The 18,968-nt window shown below is 62.8% G+C and carries 16 protein-coding genes; 12 read left to right on the top strand and 4 right to left on the bottom strand.

What is annotated here, in order from left to right; genetic code table 11:
* Positions 1–21: 21 nt before the first annotated feature.
* The 6 genes from glmS (at position 22) to MWN76_RS11815 (ending at position 7,091) form a co-directional block, all read left to right on the top strand.
* The gene (glmS, locus tag MWN76_RS11790; RefSeq protein WP_250461623.1) at positions 22–1,851 is read left to right on the top strand and encodes a glutamine--fructose-6-phosphate transaminase (isomerizing); all 1,830 of its coding nucleotides are present in this window, start codon (positions 22–24) and stop codon (positions 1,849–1,851) included.
* A gap of 375 nt (positions 1,852–2,226) precedes the next feature.
* Entirely contained in the window at positions 2,227–4,281 is a 2,055-nt protein-coding gene (gene gspD / locus MWN76_RS11795) for a type II secretion system secretin GspD (RefSeq protein ID WP_250461624.1), read from the top strand.
* A gap of 131 nt (positions 4,282–4,412) precedes the next feature.
* A complete protein-coding gene (locus MWN76_RS11800; protein ID WP_250461625.1) occupies positions 4,413–4,757 on the top strand; it encodes a hypothetical protein in 345 nt (114 codons plus the stop codon).
* Positions 4,758–4,872: 115 nt separating this feature from the next.
* The gene (locus MWN76_RS11805; protein ID WP_250461626.1) at positions 4,873–5,913 is read left to right on the top strand and encodes a hypothetical protein; all 1,041 of its coding nucleotides are present in this window, start codon (positions 4,873–4,875) and stop codon (positions 5,911–5,913) included.
* Between the two features lie 2 nt (positions 5,914–5,915).
* Positions 5,916–6,329, top strand: a complete 414-nt coding sequence (locus MWN76_RS11810) for a carboxymuconolactone decarboxylase family protein (protein ID WP_250461627.1) — start codon at positions 5,916–5,918, stop codon at positions 6,327–6,329.
* 111 nt (positions 6,330–6,440) lie between these two features.
* Positions 6,441–7,091, top strand: coding sequence for a YceH family protein (locus MWN76_RS11815; protein ID WP_250461628.1), 651 nt, complete (start codon positions 6,441–6,443; stop codon positions 7,089–7,091).
* Between the two features lie 30 nt (positions 7,092–7,121).
* Here the strand turns inward: MWN76_RS11815 and MWN76_RS11820 are convergent, their stop codons facing one another.
* The 3 genes from MWN76_RS11820 to MWN76_RS11830 are packed head-to-tail and all read right to left on the bottom strand — an operon-like array spanning position 7,122 to position 9,314.
* The gene (locus tag MWN76_RS11820) at positions 7,122–8,693 is read right to left on the bottom strand and encodes a PepSY-associated TM helix domain-containing protein (protein WP_250461629.1); all 1,572 of its coding nucleotides are present in this window, start codon (positions 8,691–8,693) and stop codon (positions 7,122–7,124) included.
* 39 nt (positions 8,694–8,732) lie between these two features.
* Positions 8,733–8,987: a hypothetical protein gene (locus tag MWN76_RS11825; protein ID WP_250461630.1), complete on the bottom strand. Its 255-nt coding sequence runs from the start codon at positions 8,985–8,987 to the stop codon at positions 8,733–8,735.
* Positions 8,988–9,314: a hypothetical protein gene (locus MWN76_RS11830; protein WP_250461631.1), complete on the bottom strand. Its 327-nt coding sequence runs from the start codon at positions 9,312–9,314 to the stop codon at positions 8,988–8,990. It abuts the gene before it with no gap.
* Between the two features lie 214 nt (positions 9,315–9,528).
* On the opposite strand from MWN76_RS11830, the gene MWN76_RS11835 reads away from it, so the two are divergent.
* The gene (locus tag MWN76_RS11835; RefSeq protein ID WP_250461632.1) at positions 9,529–11,871 is read left to right on the top strand and encodes a TonB-dependent receptor; all 2,343 of its coding nucleotides are present in this window, start codon (positions 9,529–9,531) and stop codon (positions 11,869–11,871) included.
* Positions 11,872–11,926: 55 nt separating this feature from the next.
* Here MWN76_RS11835 and MWN76_RS11840 read toward each other — a convergent pair whose 3' ends face one another.
* Positions 11,927–12,499, bottom strand: a complete 573-nt coding sequence (locus MWN76_RS11840; RefSeq protein ID WP_250461633.1) for a porin family protein — start codon at positions 12,497–12,499, stop codon at positions 11,927–11,929.
* 484 nt (positions 12,500–12,983) lie between these two features.
* On the opposite strand from MWN76_RS11840, the gene MWN76_RS11845 reads away from it, so the two are divergent.
* The 5 genes from MWN76_RS11845 to MWN76_RS11865 all read left to right on the top strand — a co-directional run bounded on the left by MWN76_RS11845 (position 12,984) and on the right by MWN76_RS11865 (position 18,968).
* Complete coding sequence (locus MWN76_RS11845; protein ID WP_284500423.1) at positions 12,984–13,802, top strand: class II aldolase/adducin family protein; 819 nt, start codon at positions 12,984–12,986, stop codon at positions 13,800–13,802.
* Between the two features lie 106 nt (positions 13,803–13,908).
* A complete protein-coding gene (locus MWN76_RS11850) occupies positions 13,909–14,346 on the top strand; it encodes a sorbitol dehydrogenase family protein (RefSeq protein WP_250461634.1) in 438 nt (145 codons plus the stop codon).
* A gap of 1 nt (position 14,347) precedes the next feature.
* A complete protein-coding gene (locus MWN76_RS11855; RefSeq protein WP_250461635.1) occupies positions 14,348–15,961 on the top strand; it encodes a GMC family oxidoreductase in 1,614 nt (537 codons plus the stop codon).
* Positions 15,962–17,326, top strand: coding sequence for a cytochrome c (locus tag MWN76_RS11860; RefSeq protein WP_250461636.1), 1,365 nt, complete (start codon positions 15,962–15,964; stop codon positions 17,324–17,326).
* A 13-nt stretch (positions 17,327–17,339) separates the two neighbouring features.
* The gene (locus MWN76_RS11865; RefSeq protein WP_250461637.1) at positions 17,340–18,968 is read left to right on the top strand and encodes a Na+/H+ antiporter; all 1,629 of its coding nucleotides are present in this window, start codon (positions 17,340–17,342) and stop codon (positions 18,966–18,968) included.

Here is an 18,968-nt window from a genome sequence, read left to right on the forward strand (position 1 = left end):
AGATAACAGAGGTAGAGAAATATGTGTGGAATCGTCGGCGCGCTGGCCCAGCGCAATGTCAGTGAAATTCTGCTGGAAGGCCTGCGGCGCCTGGAGTACCGCGGCTACGACTCCGCCGGCGTCTGCCTGCTGGATGGCGACGGCCAGCTGCAGTTGCGCAAGAGCCAGGGCAAGGTCGCCGACCTGGAGGCGCGGCTGGGCGATGCCCCGGCCGCCGGCCGCCTGGGCATTGCCCACACCCGCTGGGCCACCCACGGCGCACCGTCGGACCACAACTCCCACCCGCATAGATCCGGCGATATCGCGCTGGTACACAACGGCATTATCGAGAACTATCAGGCCCTGCGCGCGGATTTGGAAGACAAAGGCTACAAGTTTGCGTCCGATACCGATACCGAGGTGGTGGTACACCTGATCCATTCGCTGGCCGCGGGCGGCCGCAACCTGCAGGCTGCGGTCACCGCCGCCATCGAGCAACTCGACGGCGCCTACGCGCTGGGTGTGATCAGCGCCGATGAACCGGATGCGCTGGTCTGCGCCCGCTCCGACAGCCCGCTGGTGATCGGTATCGGCATCGAGGAGAATTTTATCGCCTCGGACACCATGGCCCTGCGCCAGGTCACTGACCGCTTCATCTACCTCGAAGAGGGCGATATTGCCGAGATCACCACTGCCGGTATCGCCGTGCGCGACAGCAACGGCGAGGAGGTCAGCCGCCCGGTGCACAAACTGAACGGCAGCCACGATGCCGCCGACAAGGGCCGCTACCGCCACTATATGCAGAAAGAGATTTTCGAGCAGCCGAAAGTGGTGGAGGCCACGCTGGCCGGCCGTATCGGCGAGAAATCGGTACTGGCCCAGGCACTGGGCGCGCGCGCAAACGAGATACTGCCGGAAGTGAAACAGGTGCAGATCGTCGCCTGCGGCACCAGTTATCACGCCGGCCTGGTGGCGCGCTACTGGCTGGAGGACTGGGCCGGTGTGCCCTGCTCGGTCGAGGTGGCCAGCGAGATCCGCTACCGCAAGGCCGCCGTGCGCCCGGGTACCCTGTTCGTTACCATCTCCCAGTCCGGCGAGACCGCCGACACCCTGGCGGCACTGCGCCAGGCCGGGGAACTCGGCTATCTCGCCTCACTGACCATCTGCAATGTGCCCAACAGCTCGCTGGTGCGCGAGTCGGAACTGTCGCTGATGACCGAGGCGGGTCCGGAGATCGGCGTCGCCTCCACCAAGGCCTTCACTACCCAGCTGGTCGCGTTGCAACTGTTCTGTATCGCCCTGGCCAGGATCAACGGCCTGCCGGCGGAGCGCGAGGCGGAACTGGTGGATGCCCTGCACAGGCTGCCGCAACTGATGGAACAGTTCACCGGCCTCGACAGCCGCGTGCAGGTCACCAGCGAGGCCTTCGCCGAGAAGCACCACACGCTGTTCCTCGGTCGCGGCGTCGAGTACCCGATCGCGCTCGAGGGTGCATTGAAGCTGAAGGAGATCTCCTATATTCACGCCGAGGCCTACCCGGCCGGCGAACTGAAGCACGGGCCGCTGGCGCTGGTGGATGCGGATATGCCGGTGGTGGTGGTGGCCCCCAACGACGAACTGCTGGAAAAACTGAAATCCAACCTGCAGGAAGTCCGCGCCCGCGGCGGCGAGCTGTTCGTGTTCGCGAGCCCCAAAGCCGGCTTCCACAGCGAGCCGGGCCTGACGGTAGTGGAAGTGCCCGAAGCACCGGAGAGCCTGGCGCCGATCCTGTACACGGTGCCGCTGCAGCTGCTCAGCTACCATGTCGCACTGCTGAAAGGGACCGATGTCGACCAGCCGCGGAACCTGGCCAAGTCGGTGACGGTGGAGTAATTCCTTTTTGAAAACTCCTGCGGACTGGCGATTCAACGTTTGATTCCGCCAGCTGCAGGGTTGCGTTTTCCTCGCCCGGGTTTTTACGGAAACCGCCATTGCGCTCTAAAGCCGCCAATGCCTTCCATTCACTGTCATTCCTCGGCACTAATCTATTGTTTGCGTTAAAGCCAACGGTTGAAGCGCAATTGTAGAAACTTTTTCTGCCCGCCCGCACTGTGTCGATCATTGTGTTCCGTTGCCCACACTACCTCCGACCAGCCCCTCAACAGATCCTTACAAACGTAAAGAACCTTTACATGAACAAACCCGAACAACCGACGTCTGTAAGCGCGTGGCGGTATGTACTCTTACCGCGGTTGAAGAGGTTTTCCCATGTTGGCGGCAAAGCGGGTGAAAGCGCGTCTTGTTGCAGCGATGGAGCGCACCGGTCTCGAGGGCGGGTACCGGTTGCGTATCGGGCTGCGAAAAAATTTCTATTGGCTTCTGTTTCCCATCAGCCTGGGGTCGCTGGCGATGGTTTCCGTTGCGGTCTATGCGAAGCAACCTGCAGAGCGCTCGGAGAGCGCCGGGAAAATGCAGGCACAGAGTCGTGAAGAAGTGACCCTGTCCTTGCAGGACGCCGATATCTATGACCTGATCGACTGGGCTTCGGATTTCACCGGCAAGAGCATTATCGTGCATCCCAATGTGAAAGGCCGGGTCACGGTGGTCGCCGGCGATCCCATGACCCGCGAAGAGGCTTTCAGGATTTTCATGTCGGTGTTGCAGGTCAACGGCTTCGCCCTGATCGAACAGGGCGACACCTTGAAGGTGGTGCCGGAAGCCCTCGCCGGGCAACAGGGAATTCCGGTGGTGGATGGCTCTGTCGACGTATCGCCGGAATCCCTGGTGGTGCGGACGATCGAAGTACAAAACATTTCTGCCGCACAACTGGTTGCCCTGCTGCGCCCGCTGATTCCAAAGACCGGCCACCTGGCCGCGGATGCGGGTACCAATACCCTGATTCTTGCCGAGCGCGCGGCGAATATCGATGAGATAGTGCACCTGGTTCACCAGCTGGACCGCACCGGGGGCATCAATATTGAACTGGTGCCGCTGCAGTTTGCTTCCGCCAGGGAAGTAAAGGAGGTATTGAGCGGCCTGTTGCAATCCGGTGGCAATGCCGATTCCGGTAATGCGGCGCAGCCGCTGCGAATCGCCGTGGACGAACGCTCCAACAGCCTGCTGCTGACCGGCAATCCGGTGACCCGCCAACAGCTGAAAAAAATCGTCGGCCAACTGGATCAGCCCCTCTCGGGAAATGGCAACACCGCGGTGATCTACATGCAGTACGCCAAGGCGGTGGACCTGAAGCCTATCCTCGAAGGCATGAGTGGCAGTATCCAGAAAGCTGAGAAAGACCAGCAGGTCGCCGATGTGGAAGTGAGCATCCAGGCCGATGAAGCGCTGAACTCGCTGGTGCTGACGGCACCGCCTTCGCTACTGGAGGAGATGAAGGGGGTGGTGGCCAAGCTGGATGTGCGCCGCGCCCAGGTCCTGATCGAAGCGCTGATCGTGGAGGTAAGCGAAAGCAATGGCAACAGCCTCGGCATCAGCTGGCTGGCGGGCGGCGACAGTGGGGCCGTTGCCGGCTTCGATAACTCCGCCGCGGAGACCACGACCTATGACGACGATGGCAATGAAATCACGGTGACCAACCCCTTGTCCCTGGCGACGGAATCCCTGATAGGCAGTGGCCTGAACCTGGGCTTTATCAGTGGCGACAATCTCACGGCGGCCATCAATGCGGTAGCTACCGAGAGCAACGCCAATATTCTCTCCACGCCCACCATCATGGCCCTGGACAACGAGGAGGCGGAGATACTGGTGGGGCAGAATGTCCCCTTCGTCACCGGCGAGACATTGACGTCCGGCAGCGACAGCGATCCCTTTACCACCATACAGCGCGAGGATGTGGGCACGACCCTGACGGTCACGCCCAGGGTGAACAACAACAATTCCGTCACCCTCGAACTCGAGCAGACAGTTGAAAATGTATTGTCATCCTCCGGGGAGGCGGCGGATCTGGTCACCAGTAAACGCGAGATACACACCAAGGTGTTGATAGATGACGGCGCCATACTGGTGCTCGGGGGCCTGATGGAAGACAAGGTCACCGAAACCAAATCTAGGGTGCCACTGCTGGGGGATATTCCCGGTATAGGCCGGCTGTTCCGCTCCACCGACAAGACGGTGGATAAAACCAACCTGATGGTATTCCTTCGGCCGAGGATCCTCAGTACCCGGATCGCGGGCTATGAGGAAACCCGCAAACTCTACCTGGAAATGCAGAAAAAACAGATGGACCTCAAGGGGAGAACCAGCGAAATCTGGGACTGGCACCGCGGTGACACACTGCCGGATCTGCCACCTCCCGCGGACAACTGAGCCGTACCGCCTATCGGCTCAACGGCGCCGCAATCTGGCAAAACGGCCGGGGGTGGAGTAACTTTGTGTGAGTGATATGTGGATAAAGTAGTCCGACATTATCCACATTTTATCCACAAAGGATGCGTCCGATGCTGGTAATCAGCGCAGTTGTACTGTCCCTGGTCGCCGTCTGTGCACTGGCGGCACTGGTGCTGCAGGGCTTCTTCTACAGCCGCCGGGTCGGCCTGTTGTGGCTGGCGATGGTGTTGCTCGGTTCGGCGCTGGGCGCGACCGTGGAGTACCGGGAGTCTCCGCTGTGGATAATTTTCGGCATCGCCTATGGTCTGCTTGCCGCGGTTGCGCTGGCGGTGCTGGCAATGGTAGTGCTGCGCAATATCCGCGAAGCGGCCATTTGCTGGCCCCTGTCGATCTTCGCGGTTTCCGCCCTTCTGGCAGCGGCGGCATTGCTGGCCATTTTCTCCGGCCGCGCTTAGTGGGCCGCTCGCAAAGTTAGGTAACAGTTCGCTGCGCCAAAGCGCCCAGCTCTGCCCCTCCCCGCCCCACACGCCCGGCGTGCTCTGCGGCCGGAAATGCTCAGCATTTAGCGGATTGCCGAAGCCTTTTACGCCTCTCTTGTTTTTGCCCGGTGATCCCGACAGTGTGAAATCCGGAGCGCGGTCGCAATGGCCCGCACGAACGGAATCAGCTTGCGATTGCCATCGCTGGCGGGGGGACACGATGACTGTGGTTGCCGAGACCGAGAGTGAAATCAACCGTAGCGGAAACCGGCCTTCCGCGCGCCGGGATGCCGCCTATCTGCTCGAACTGATCGGCGAGACGCGCCCCTATGTGTCGGTCGAGCATATCGTTGCCGACGATGAGCGTGTTTTCGGCATCTGCCGCCGCCAGCAGCAGCGTTACCGCGAAACCAATACGCTCAGTACTTCTGAAACCGCCCGGATCATGGCGGTGCAGGGATGCCTGGCGGCGGCACACCGGAACCCCGTCCGGCGCAAGCATTATTACCTTGCCGTAAAAGGCGAATACCGGTGGACGCCGGTGGAGGACCTGTTGTCTCACAGCGAAGAGTTCCTGCTTGCTGCCTGGACCGAAGGCGAGATTTCCGCGCGGCAGATGGTGACGGCAGTCGTGGAGTGTCGCACCTGCCACGGGCAGCTGTACTCGACGCTGCGCTGTCGCTATCTGGTGCTGGAGGAAGCCGCTTTTTTCGCTTCCATGGGGGGGCGCTCCGATACTCCGCTGCCGCAGGGAAATCCCTACCGGGATCCACGACGTCGCCTGGAAGGAGTGCGGTATTCCGCCGGGGAGGCGCGTACAGAGGCGCGGCTTGGAAGATGCACGGCGGCGGACTTTGCCGGCCATTTTGACGGTTGTCCTCTCTGCCCGGTATCCATCCTGGGCGACAACATGGTCGGGTTGCTGGAAGCCTTTCCCGATATCAGTGATTTTTACGTGCAGCGCCTCGGTTTCTGGTGCAAGGGCGCCGTTGGCGTCGGGGAAAGCCCGCGGCTGAGCTGCCTGCGCGAAGGGGCGATGGATTTTGCCCTGGTATCAGAGGACGCCGCCGGCAATACCCAGTTCGGAATGAATGTCCGTCTGGCGGTATCGACAACAGGTGGGGAGAAATAACCATGAGCTCAGATCAGGATGTCGTCGACCGCGCCGCTGCCAGCGATGCCGCTTTCCGGCGCGGTTTGGAATTTCTCAGCGAAGTGGTGCCGGACCTGGATGAAAAAATGGATCGGGCGATACCGGCCAACCCGGACCTGCAGCGCCTGGTTGTGGAATTCATCTATGGCAGTCTGCACCCCCGGCCCCAGCTCGACAGCCGCGAACGGGAGATTGTCGCGCTGTCGGTGATCACTGCCCTGGGAGGAGATCTGGCGATGCGGGCCCATGTCGAACTCGGGTATCGCTGTGGCCTGGATCGGGAGCAGGTCTTGGAGATCATCCTGCATGCCGCCGCCTATGCCGGCTTCCCGCGGGCCCTGTCCGCATCGGCGGTGGCGCTGGAGGTGCTGGATGAACTGGAGGCGGGCGACTGACTCAATGATCCCTGGTCAACGGCCGCCGTTAGATGCCAAGGCTGCCCGCTAGTGGGTTAGACTGTAGCGGCGCCCGGCCAATCCGCCGTTCGTAAATCCAGGGAAGAGGCAATGAAGCAGGACTATACCCCCAATGAAATCCGCGCAATCGGCGTCCTGATCGAAAAATCCATTACCACCCCGGACCACTACCCGCTCAGTGCCAACGCGGTGATGGTGGCCTGCAACCAGAAGAGCAACCGCAACCCGGTGCTGCAGCTGTCAGAGCGGGCGGTGATCGATCTGCTGCGCCAGTTGATCGACGCCGGCGTGGTGATGGTGGACGATCGATCCGGTCGCGTGGAGAAGTACCAGCACCGTTTCTGCAATACCGAGTTCAGCGATCTGCAACTGGACCCGGGGGAGCAGGCAGTACTTTGCGAGCTGATGCTGCGCGGGCCACAGACACCGGGGGAACTGCGCTCGCGCGCGAGCCGGATGCACGCCTTCAAGAAAATCGACGAGGTCGAGGCGGCGCTGAAAAGCCTGGAGGAGCACGCGAAAGGCCCGCTGGTGGCCATGTTGCCGCGGGAGGCGGGCAGGCGGGAGTCCCGCTATACCCACCTGTTTTCCGGCGGTTCTTCTGCGGCCATTGGCGAGGCCGCCCGCAAGGTGGAGATCCCCGCCTCCGAGCTGGAGACCCTGCAGGCCCGCCTGGTAGAGCTGGAGGCGGAAAATGCCGCCCTCAGGCAACGATTGGCCGCGTTGGGTGAGGCGGGCTGATGGAACCGGCTCCCGCCGGCTGTCGATGTTTCAACTGCCGGCCAACGGCAGCGGCTCGTCCGCCTGGACATCCGTTGCCAGCGGCGGGGTGCGCCCGAGCAAGCGCGCTATCCACAGGCCGACCCCTGCCGCGATCAACAGTGCCAGTTGAACGCCGAGTACCACCGACCCGTATCCCCCCCAGTCGCCGGCAAACAGCGCCCAGTCCGCGATAACGGTCACAGCCAGCAGCGCCGACGTTATCCACAGCAGGATACGCAGGAACAGGCGTTTGTTTGCCACCACAAAGGCGCCGATAGCCGACAGCAGTAGCCCGGCGGCAAAGATCCGCGCCAGCCAGTCGCCGCGTCCCTCCAATCCCAATGGCATCAGCCGCTCGGCCAGGAAGGCCGCCGCCGTGGCCAACACCACGCCGCCGCAGCCACCCAGGGTCAGGTTGGCCACCAGGCCGATACCGCGCGGGCCGACGTTTTTTTGCAGCGCGCGCTTGTCCAGCCACAGCAGGTTGCCCACCAGGATCATTGCCGCCACCGCCAGGCCCAGCAGCAGGTAGAGTATCCGCAGGTCGATGCCGGCAAAATTGCCGAAATGCAGTCCGGCAATCACGTCCAGGCCACTGCGTACGGCATTGGGGTGTTCGCTGTCGCGCCGGCTGAGCAGGTTGCCATCGCGCACCTGGTAGTACTGTTCATTGGTCTGGGCGAAGCGGGTTTCATCGGCGGCGTAAGTCTGCATCACGGCGTTCCTGTCGCCGTAGTTGTAGAAGCGCAGCATGGTGACGGCCGCGCCGGTCTGCCGCTCCAGGGAGCGCGCGTAATCAAAGGCGGGCTGCATATCCAGCGCCTCGCCGGCCGGCTTCTCGGTGATCATCGTATAGCCGGCGTCCTCCAGCATGGCGTTCTGGTCGCCCTGGTACAGAAACAGTGCAAACGCGATCTGGTAGATGATGGAAATATTGAAGATGACCCCGGTCACCGCGTACATGAGGCCGAATGGCAGGCTCATCACGCCGATGACGTTGTGCATGTCCAGCAGCTTGTTGCGTCTGCTTTTCTCCCGGTAGAGGAAGAAGTTGCTGATCAGCTTGCGCGCGTGGATGTAGACCCCGGAAAAAATAAGTACCAGGAAGATCAGTGTGACCACGCCCACCAGGTACATACCGCCGGGCAGGCGCAGGTCGTAGTGCAATTTGAGCAGGAAATCCGCCAGGTAGAAATCGTCCAGGCTCGCCAGTGTCTCGCCGGTTTTCGGGTGTACCAGCAGCCTGGCCACCTGCTCCGGGCCCTCGTAACCCTCTTCCGGCAGCAGGTCGATATAGAACTGGTGGTAGGGGTGGTGATCGTCGGCCAGTACGATCGTCAGGTGTTCCTCGTTGTCGAGCCGATGCTCCCCGAGCTTTTTCGCCACTATCTCCTCGATGGGCATGTCTTCGGCATCGCGGTCTACGGCGAAGTGCGGCGCTTGCGCCCAGGCCTGGATTTCGTGGTGAAACAGCACGATGGCGCCGGCCCAGAAAACAATAAAGAGGGCCACGGAAATGATGACACCGAGCCAGCTGTGAGCCTCGATCAGGTTTTTGATACCGGCATTTTTTTCACTCATTGATGGGACATCCCGCATTGGTTTCCCGATTCCGGGTCTTCAGGTGTTGGTAAACAGCACGATGGCGTTCAGGGCCGCGGAAACCGCCAGCAACTTTGTGCAGTTGAGGCTGGCCCGCCCGATGGAGTTGGCGTAGTAGCAGTAGGTCATCACCGCTCCCCACAATACGAAAGCCAGCAGCAGGCCCGCGAGCAGGCGCGTGTCCACATCGACCGGCAGCAGCTTCAGGTTCAGTACCAGGCTGGTGGACACGAGCAGTCCGAGGAAAAACCCCGCGATTGTTTTAGGCCACATTTATCCGCTCACCATGATCAGGGAAAAGAGAACCAGGCCCATCGAGCCCACCAGCAGTGGTCGCCCGGCCAGGTGTGCCGAGGCCAGTACCAGGGCGAGCCACAAGCACATCACCAGCGTCAGCAGCAGCAATATCGCAGACACGGGCGGGTAGATTGTGGCCAGCATTGCGCCCGCCAGCACCTGGCTGGCCGCAAACAGCGTCCAGGCGGGTTTGTGTGCAACGGGCCTGGACAGCAGGCGCTGGCGGGGCGAAGCCAGGTAGGCGAGCAGGCAGCCGCCGAATACCAGTGTCGCGGCCAGCAGTTTCAGCAGTTGGTCATTCATTGCGGGTACGATTCTGCAAGAAAATACAAGTTAAGAATTGTTATCATTAAGATTTCCAAATAATATCACTGCCGCCTTCAATAACCCAGTGGGCGCCTGAAAATTCACGAACAGCGGACAAAAAGCGCTCAAAACAAACAAAAGTTCGGAAAGTCATTCGAATGACAAGGGTGCCAGTCAATCTATCCTGAACCAACGCCGCACGGAGCCGACCATGTCAACCAGGTATATCGCAGCCCGCGTATCCCGCCGTTTCACAGCCAACCCCCTGCGCCGGGCCATCGCGTTCGGTATGTCCTCTTCCTTCGCCCTGGCGGCCATTGCCGAGGAAACAACGGGCCAACGGAGCCTGGAAGAAGTGATGGTTGTGGGTCAGAAGACCGAGCGCTCGCTGCAGGACACTGCGGCCAGCGTGAAGGTGGTAACGGCCGAAAATATCGTGGAAGAGAATATCAACGGCCTGTACGACGTACTGGAGCGTACGCCGAATGTGGCCGGCGCCCTGGGTTCCGATTTCAGTATCCGCGGCATCAATGCGTTCACGGTGTCCGGTGGTGGCAACAGCTACCTGACCAGCGTCTACTCGGACGGCGCGGTACTGCCCTACCGCGCCATCCAGGAAGGCGGCTTTTCCACCTGGGATGTGCAACAGGTGGAAGTACTGCGCGGGCCCCAGTCCACGCTGCAGGGTCGCAATGCGCTGGCCGGCGCCATCGTTATGAACACCGTCGACCCCACTTACGACTGGACTTTCAGGGGGCGCCTCGGCGCCGGTGAAGAGGGCCGCGAAGAGAAGGCGATGGCTTTTGGTGGTGCCATCATCGAAGACCAGCTGGCATTCCGCATCGCCGCGGAAGACAGGGACTTCGACGGCTTCAACCGCAATATCACTCGCGGCGAAAACAGCGATTTCGAGCGCGACCAGACCCTGCGGTTGAAAGTGCTGGCGGAGCCGGCGGCCCTGCCCGGGCTGCGCGCGCTGCTGACCCTGACCAGCAGCGAAACCGACAACGGGGTGAAATGGATCAATCCCGGTGCCGGCGATCCGTTCGAAAACCGCGAGACCACCTTCAACGACCCCACCCACGAGTTCACCGAAAGCGATATGGCGGTCCTGAAGCTCGGCTATGAGCTGGGGGAGCATTGGGATTTCACCTCCACCAGCGCCTATAGCGACGTCTACTACGGCTACGAATGGGATGGCGATGTCGGCCCGGAGCCGGCCCAGACCCTGGTGGACGATCGCGAGGATAAAACGTTCAGCCAGGAATTCCTGTTCAACTTCGATTACGAAAACCTGAGCGGTGTGATCGGCGCCTACTACTCGGATCTTGACGTGGAAGACGTCTATTCCGGCAACCGCAGTATGACCCAGGCAGAACTGGGCCTGCGCGAAACCCTGATCTACGGTTTTGGGCTGCCCGAAACGGTGGTTGACTCGGTGCTGCCGCTGTACGCGGGGCTCGAACCGGTCATCCTGGATACCTACGGCCTGACCCTGCAGCAGGTGGAATCCCAGGCCATATTTGCGGACCTCACCTATTCCGTAAACAGCCGCCTCGACCTGTTGGCGGGGCTGCGCTACGACCGCGAATCCCAGGCCAACGAGGCGGATACGCAGATTGCCATTGCCAATGACGATGCCATGCCGAACCCGGCGGACTATGCACTCGACCCGGCGCTACAGCAGCTCATTACCGGCATCAACGGCGCCTTTTTCGCCATGGCCGCGGATGCCTCCGGCACCGAACCGCTGGTGGAAGACGATTTCAGTGCGGTGCTGCCGAAACTGGGCGCGACCTGGCACTGGAGCGACGATATGTCCACCAGCCTGATCGCGCAGAAGGGCTACCGCTCCGGCGGCGTGGGCAGCAATATCGCGCAGAACTACACCTACGTGTACGACCCGGAATACACCTGGAACTACGAGCTGTCTTTCCGCTCCCTGTGGATGGGCGGGCGCCTGGCGGCCAACGCCAACCTGTTCTACCTCGACTGGGAAGACCAGCAGGTGAACGTCCAGCTGTCCGGCAACACCTTCGACAACGAAACCGTCAACTCCGGCCGGTCCACCGTGCGGGGGCTGGAGGTCGAGCTGTTCTACCAGGCGAACGAGCACTGGAGCGGCAATGCCGGCTTCGGTTACTCCGATACCGAGTTCGACGAATTCGTGGTGGTGCTGCCGTCCGGCACCTTCGACCTGTCCGGACGGGATTTCGGCGGTGCCCCGGAGCACACCGCCAACCTGGGGGTTACCTATCGCGGCGACAGTGGCTTTTTGTTCAATGCCAACGCCAACTACCAGGCCGAGTCACTGGCGCTTGCCAATCCATACGGCCGCGGTTTTGCGCCGGACAGCCCCTATTTCGACCCGGAAAACGATGCCCGCTGGCTGGTGAACCTGCGCACCGGTTATGAGTGGAAAAATCTCGGGGCCTACCTGACGGTCACCAACCTGTTGGACGAGGAATATGTATCGGCCGCCAATACCGGCTCTTCCTCGATGGTCCTCGGTGCACCGCGCCTCGCCACTCTGCGCCTGGAGGCGAACTTCTAGATTTTATCCCGCAACGCGGAAAAACCCGGCCATACGAATGGCCGGGCCCTGTTACTCAGAAATTGTACTGCAGGGTAACGTTTGCGTAGTCGAGGTCAGTATCCAGTTCGTCAATTTCCGCGGCGGCGCCCAGCTCGTCGGTATCGAAGTTGACGTTATAGCGGGTGTATTCGAGGCGCATGTCGACATTCTTTGACAGCGCCATTTTGGCGCCGGCGCCGTAAAACAGTTCGCTGCCGTCCGCATCGCCACCGAAACCGGCCACGTCGTAATCGCTGTTCCACCACAGCTGGCCGCCGCGCGCATACAGGCCGAAGGTTTCGCTCAGCGGCAGGGTAAAGTTTGCCCCCAGGCTGTAGCCGTCCGTATCGGCACTGGCGAATCGCCCACCGTATTCACCGAAATCGATATAGGCGCCCTCGATGGCGAAATAGCGGTTGAACTGGTTGCCGATGACAAGCCGGCCGATATCATTGTCGTCTTCAAATTCTTCCGCATCCCTGGCTTTCATATAGCCGTAGGATGCGCCGAGATAGAGGCCGTTTTCGTTCTCGGCGTACGCCTGGGCGGAACCTGCGGCGATCAGTGAAATACCCGAGGCGAAAGTCAGTGAAATAACGTTTCTCATTTCTGCTCTCCTCTGATTACAAACAAAAAAACGGGTGCGTTAACCTCCTTCTGTATATTTTTCGCTGTGCTGGTCTTTCTGACTGCCGCCATATTTCTGAGTTCTGGAAAATTGATCAAACCTTGATGACCATCAAGAAAATAAAATTTTTGTCCGTTGCCTGGAACTATTTTTCGCGGGTAAAAGCAACGGCGGTTGCAGTGATTGTCCGCTGCGTGGCTGGCAATTTTTACAACGGGCCTGCGGTTGTTGCCGTGCCGGTTTTTTTCGGGCGGGTGACCATTTCGGTACGATCGCGCCGATCACACGCAAGGGTTCGGGCGCCGGCCAGGGGGACCGGTAAGTCAGTGGTTGCCGCCAGCCGCGCCGGCGCCGCTGTCTGCGGCCGTTGCCAAAGTTGGCGCCCGCCCTCGCCCGCGCGACTGGCAGCGTGCTATAACGGTCGTTCGGCTTAACAACGATGACACGATGAGAGGGCCGGAGGATGACCACTGCAGAAAAAACGCGAATAGAAGCAGCGGATACCAGCGCCGCGGTAATGAACGGCGACGTCAGCGTGCTGATGGGTGACAGCGCCCAGCCCCCGGAGCAGGTGCGCGAGGAGCGCAAGAAAAAACTGACAGCCGCCTTCCGCCTGTTCGGCAAATTCGGTTTCGACGAAGGCGTCGCCGGCCATATCACCGTGCGCGACCCGGAGCTGGAGGATCACTTCTGGGTCAACCCGATGGGGGTGTCCTTCAAACGGATCAGAATGTCGGATCTGCTGCTCGTGGACCACAAGGGCGAGGTTGTGGATGGCGACGGCTACCTGAACGGTGCCGCCTTTACTATCCACAGCCATATCCACAAGCTGCGCCCGGAAGTGGTGGCCGCCGCCCACGCCCATTCGCTGCACGGCAAGGCCTGGTCCTCACTGGGCCGCCTGCTGGACCCGATCACCCAGGATGCCTGTGCCTTCTTCGGCGACCACGGCCTGCTCGATACCTTCTCCGGCGTGGTGCTGGAAATGGGCGAAGGCGAGGCTCTGGCGCGGGCATTGGGGCAGAAGAAGGCACTGATCCTGCAGAACCACGGCCTGCTGACTGTGGGTAAGTCTGTGGATGAAGCCGCCTGGTGGTATATCACCATGGAGCGCAGCTGCCAGGCGCAACTGCTGGCGGAGGCGGCCGGCGAGCCCAGGCTGATCGAGCCGGAAGTGGCCATCCGCACTCGCGCCGTGGTGGGTACCGAATTGGCGGGCCTGTTCAGTTTCCAGCCCCTCTACGATGTGATCACGGCCGAGCAGCCGGACATGTTCGAATAGCGTCCCCGGCGCAGCTTTAGCGCTCCTGCCCCGGCTGTGGCCCGGCCGGGCACAGGCGGCTCTGCCTATACTCGCTGTAAACCCACGATTTACAGCGAGTCTCCAGTTGCACCCGATTTCCCGTCGGCGTTTCCTGCGCACCCAGCTCTTCCTCGGCATCGGTGCCCTGTTGTCCCCGGCCCTGGTGCCGCCCGCGGCCGCCGCCACCCGCCTGAACAAATTCATGCAGTTGTCGGACAGCCTGCTGGCGCCGTTGCAGCTGCCGCTGGACAAGCGCGTGGGTGCGCGCCTGCTGGTGGCGTTGAACAACGGCGACCAGGGTTTCAGCCGCCGGGTCGCGGCGGCGCAAAACGGCGCGGAACTGGCGGCATCCGCACTGGCGGGCCCGGCGATCGCCGCCTGGTTCCGCGGCGTGGTGGGCGACCAGTTGGTGACCTATGAAAAGGCCCTCAAGTACCGGGTCGTGGCCGACGTGATGCCGGTGCGCACCTACTGCCGCGCGCGGCCGGGTTTCTGGGGCGAGCCACCGGAAGGAGGTCACTGAGATGGCGCGCAGGGAAGCGGACCTGGTGGTGGTGGGGTCGGGCGTGGCCGGCGCGCTGGTGGCCAACCAACTGGCAGCGGCGGGCAAGCGGGTCGTCCTGCTGGAAGCGGGCCCGCGGGTGCCGCGCTGGAAGACCGTCGAGCGTTTCCGCAACCAGGTGGACAAGACCGATTTCATGCGGGCCTACCGCTCGACGGCCTGGGCGCCACACCCGGAGTATGGCGCGGCCGCCAACAACTACCTGATCTTCAAGGGCGAGCACAAGTTCGACTCCCAGTACATCCGCGCCGTGGGCGGCACCACCTGGCACTGGGCGGCCAACTGCTGGCGCTTTCTGCCCAACGATTTCAGGGTCGCCAGCCTCTACGGCGTGGGCCGCGACTGGCCGATCGATTACGACCAACTGGAGCCCTGGTACCAGCGCGCGGAGCTGGCACTGGGGGTCTGGGGGCCGGACGACGAGGACCTGGGGTCGCCGCGCGCGCAGCCTTATCCCATGCGCCCGCTGCCGCTGTCCTGGAACGATGCGCAGGTGAAGCGGCGCCTGAACGGCCACAATCCCCTCTGGAAGGTGGTGACCGAACCTGCGGCGCGCAACAGCCGGCCCTACGACGGCCGCCCCACCTGCTGTGGCAACAACAACTGCATGCCCATCTGCCCGATCGGCGCCATGTACAACGGCATCTTCCATGTGGACAAGGCGGAGCAGAACGGCGCCGAGCTGGTCGAGAACGCAGTGGTGCACCGGCTGCAGACCGAGGGCGACCGGATCGCCGCTGCCCACTACCTGGATCCCGATGGCAACGAGCACGAAGTGCGGGCGAAGTGTTTTGTACTGGCCGCGAACGGCATCGAAACACCCAAGTTGATGCTGATGTCCACCGGTGGCGATCACCCCGATGGCGTCGGCAACCGCTCCGGCATGGTGGGCCGCAACCTGATGGACCACCCGGGTACCGGCGTGCATTTCTACGGTGACGAGCGCCTATGGCCCGGCCGTGGCCCCCAGGAGATGACATCGCTGGTGGGCTACCGCGACGGCGATTTTCGCCGTCACTACGCCGGCAAGAAGCTGAACCTGTGGAATATCTCCACCGTCGACGGCGAGGCCGACAAGCTGTTCGCCGATCCCGACAGGGTCGGCACCGATGTGCTCGCCCTGCGCGAGCAGCTGCGCGATCGCGCCGCGCGCTCGGTCACCTTCACCAGCTTCCACGAGATACTGCCGCTGCCGGAAAACCGCATAAGGCCGAGCCGCGACCAGCGGGATGCGCTCGGCATCCCACAGCCGGAAATCACCTACCGCATCGACGACTACGTCAAGCGCAGCGCCGCCCACACCCGCCAGCTCTACGCCGAAATTGCGCGGGTCCTGGGCGGTGAACAGGTGGTGTTCGACGATCACTTCGCCCCCAACAACCACATCACCGGTTCCACCATCATGGGCAGTCGCGCCGAGGACTCGGTGGTGGATGCCGACTGCCGCAGTTTCGACCACCCCAACCTGTTTATCGCCGGCAGTTCGGTGATGCCCACGGTGGGCACCGTCAATGTGACCCTGACCATCGCCGCGCTGGCACTGCGGCTGGCGGATCTGCTCGAGGGGGAGGTGTGAATGTCGATCTTCCGGGAGCCGAGCTGTAGGAGCCTGCCCGCAGGCGAATCGTCACCAACTGCCGTTCGCCTGAAGGCGGTCTCCTACGGAGGTATCGGTGCCCCCGCGCTTGTTCTCTTGCTGTTTCTCACATCGGCCGTGGCGCAAACCGACGAATTCGACGATGCCGAGCTGATCGACCGCGGCCGCTACCTGGCCATCGCCGGCGATTGCGCCGCCTGCCACACATCGGACAGCGACAGGCCCTTCGCCGGCGGCTACCCGATGGAAATGCCGATGCTCGGCACTATCTATTCCAGCAATATCACACCGGATGCCGAGCACGGCATCGGCGACTGGAGCCTGCGGGAGTTCGAGGGCGCCCTGCGCCGCGGTGTCAGCAAAGGTGGCCGCAACCTCTATCCGGCCATGCCCTACATCTCCTATGCCAGGATCACCGATCGGGATATCCGCGCCCTCTACGCCTACTTCATGCACGGTGTCGAGCCGCAGGCCGAGCCCAACCGCAACAACGATATCCCCTGGTTGCTCAGCGCCCGCTGGCCGCTGAAGGCCTGGAATACGCTCTACCTGGAATCCGGCCCCTACGAAGTGGATCCGGATCGCGGGGAAGCGTGGAATCGCGGCGCCTACCTGGTGCAGGGACTGGCCCACTGCGGCACCTGCCACACACCGCGGGGCATCGGTTTCCAGGAGAAGTCCCTGAGTGAGCAGGGAAACCACTACCTGGCCGGCGGGCCGGTGCTGGCGGGCTGGCAGGCCTACAACATTACCCCGGACGACGACAGTGGCATCGGCCTGTGGACCGAAGCGCAACTAATACAGTTCCTCAAAAGCGGCCATGTAAACCGCCTGGCCCAGGCCGGTGGTCCCATGGCCGAGGCGGTGGAAAACAGCCTGGCCAGGCTGCGCGACGAGGATATTCATGCGATCGCCACCTACCTGCGCGCGATTCCGGCGGTGCGCAGCGACGGGGGCGGGCCGCGCCAGCGACAGGGGCAGCCATCGCAGAGTGTGATTGCACTGCGCGGCAAACCCCTGGCCAGTGACATCGGTGAGGATGTGGACGGCGCGCGGCTCTACCTGGGCCTCTGTGCCAGCTGCCACGGTGCCGACGGCACCGGCAGCGAGGATGGCTATTACCCTTCGCTGGTGCACAACTCCACCGTCGGTGCCCACAGCGATCACAACCTGCGCCAGGCAATACTGCACGGTGTCAGGCGGGATATCGGACAGGGTGCCATCCTGATGCCGGGATTCGCGCGCCAGTTGAGCGGGGAGCAGCTGGCGGCACTGGTGGACTACCTGCGCCAGCAGTTCGGCGGCCGGCGCGGTCCGGACGCGCCCGACAGGGCTGCGCCCTGAAGGGGATGCTGCGATGCACTACGTTGTCCTCGCCCTGGTGCTGTTGCTGGCGGTGGCGGTCAGCGCGGTTCTCGCCCGGGTGGCGCCGCTGCGCCTGCCGCTGCCGATCGTGCAGATCGCCGTGGGCGCTTTCCTCGCCGCGGCGCTCGATGTGCGGATTCCACTGGATCCGGAGATCTTTTTCCTGCTGTTCATCCCGCCACTGCTGTTCCTCGATGGCTGGCGCATTCCCAAGGGCGCATTCTTCCGCGACCTGAAACCGATCCTGACCCTGGCCGTGGGGCTGGTGGTCTTCACCGTCGTCGGCATGGGTTTTTTCATCAGCTGGCTGGTGCCGTCGATGCCGATGGCGGTGTGCTTCGCAGTGGCGGCGATACTGGCGCCAACGGACCCGGTGGCAGTGTCCGCGGTGCGCGGCGACGCGCCGATGCCGGCGCGGTTGGAGCATGTCCTCGAGGGCGAGGCGCTGCTGAACGATGCCTCGGGGCTGGATTTCTTCCGCTTTGCGGTGGCGGCGGCCGTTACCGGCAGCTTCTCCCTGGCGCAGACGGCGCTGGGATTTTTCTGGGTCGCGCTGGCCGGGGTCGCCATCGGCGCCGGTGTCGCCTTCCTGTGCGGCTATGCACTGCGCTGGCTGGCGCGTTTCGGCGGCGAGGATACCGGCGTGCAGATACTGGTGAGCCTGCTGGTACCCTTTGCCGCCTACCTGGCGGCGGAGCACCTGGGCGGCTCCGGTATCCTGGCCGCGGCAACGGCGGGCATCGCCACCCACTACGTCAATCTGCACGGCGCCGAGCTGTCCAGCACCCGGATGGAGCGGCGCGCGGTCTGGAACACGGTGCAGGCGGTGATGAACGGCATCATCTTCGTCTTGCTGGGTGAGCAGCTGGTGAATATCGGCACCGGTGAACTGGGCGAGGTGCGCCACAGTGAGGTCGCCGGCGGCGGCACACTGTTGATCTACGTGGCGGCGATAACCGCGGCACTGCTGGTGCTGCGCTTTTTCTGGGTGTGGGTGCCGCTGTTCTTTTCCCGGCGGCTCAACCGCGCGCTGGACAGTCGCGGGCGCCTGCTGCTGGTCAGCGTGGTCTCCGTTGCCGGGGTGCGCGGTGCCATCACCCTGGCCGGGGTACTGTCGCTGCCGTTGCTGATGCCGGACGGCTCGCCGTTTCCGGCGCGCGAGCTGGCCGTGGTGATCGCCATGGGGGTGATACTGCTGTCGCTGCTGCTGGCCAGTTTCACCCTGCCGGCACTGGTGCGGCGACTGCCGGCCACGCCGTACCTGGATGAAACCGGCGATGAGCTGGGTGCGCGCGCGGCCGCGGTGGAAGCGGCGATTGCGCGGCTGGAAGCCCTTGGCGAAGAGATCGATAGCGGGGACGGGGACACGATATTGCATCGGGAGGCGCTGGACTACCTGCTCGACCGCTACCGGCGCCGCCTGTCCAGTGGCGACGGCGCTGGCGACGACCGCATCCAGGCCATGGCGCGCACCGAGCGCTACTACCGGATGGAGGCGCTGGCAGCGGAGCGGGTGCGGCTGTTCGAACTGCGTTTCGAGCACCGTATCGACGACGAGCTGCACCGCAAGCTGGTGCTGGAAGTGGACCTGGCGGAGGCCAGCCTGCGCTCGCGGGAGTGA

Source organism: Microbulbifer litoralis (assembly GCF_023634065.1).
Taxonomy (GTDB): Bacteria; Pseudomonadota; Gammaproteobacteria; order Pseudomonadales; family Cellvibrionaceae; genus Microbulbifer; species Microbulbifer litoralis.

Excerpts from the sequence above, each read along its gene's own strand:
- gspD (WP_250461624.1), top strand. The coding sequence starts at position 2,227 with ATGTTGGCGGCAAAGCGGGTGAAAGCGCGTCTTGTTGCAGCGATGGAG.
- glmS (WP_250461623.1), top strand. The coding sequence starts at position 22 with ATGTGTGGAATCGTCGGCGCGCTGGCCCAGCGCAATGTCAGTGAAATT.
- MWN76_RS11825 (WP_250461630.1), bottom strand. The coding sequence starts at position 8,987 with ATGTGGCCTAAAACAATCGCGGGGTTTTTCCTCGGACTGCTCGTGTCC.
- MWN76_RS11835 (WP_250461632.1), top strand. The coding sequence starts at position 9,529 with ATGTCAACCAGGTATATCGCAGCCCGCGTATCCCGCCGTTTCACAGCC.
- MWN76_RS11845 (WP_284500423.1), top strand. The coding sequence starts at position 12,984 with ATGACCACTGCAGAAAAAACGCGAATAGAAGCAGCGGATACCAGCGCC.
- MWN76_RS11815 (WP_250461628.1), top strand. The coding sequence starts at position 6,441 with ATGAAGCAGGACTATACCCCCAATGAAATCCGCGCAATCGGCGTCCTG.
- MWN76_RS11830 (WP_250461631.1), bottom strand. The coding sequence starts at position 9,314 with ATGAATGACCAACTGCTGAAACTGCTGGCCGCGACACTGGTATTCGGC.
- MWN76_RS11855 (WP_250461635.1), top strand. The coding sequence starts at position 14,348 with ATGGCGCGCAGGGAAGCGGACCTGGTGGTGGTGGGGTCGGGCGTGGCC.
- MWN76_RS11800 (WP_250461625.1), top strand. The coding sequence starts at position 4,413 with ATGCTGGTAATCAGCGCAGTTGTACTGTCCCTGGTCGCCGTCTGTGCA.
- MWN76_RS11820 (WP_250461629.1), bottom strand. The coding sequence starts at position 8,693 with ATGAGTGAAAAAAATGCCGGTATCAAAAACCTGATCGAGGCTCACAGC.
- MWN76_RS11860 (WP_250461636.1), top strand. The coding sequence starts at position 15,962 with ATGTCGATCTTCCGGGAGCCGAGCTGTAGGAGCCTGCCCGCAGGCGAA.
- MWN76_RS11810 (WP_250461627.1), top strand. The coding sequence starts at position 5,916 with ATGAGCTCAGATCAGGATGTCGTCGACCGCGCCGCTGCCAGCGATGCC.
- MWN76_RS11840 (WP_250461633.1), bottom strand. The coding sequence starts at position 12,499 with ATGAGAAACGTTATTTCACTGACTTTCGCCTCGGGTATTTCACTGATC.
- MWN76_RS11865 (WP_250461637.1), top strand. The coding sequence starts at position 17,340 with ATGCACTACGTTGTCCTCGCCCTGGTGCTGTTGCTGGCGGTGGCGGTC.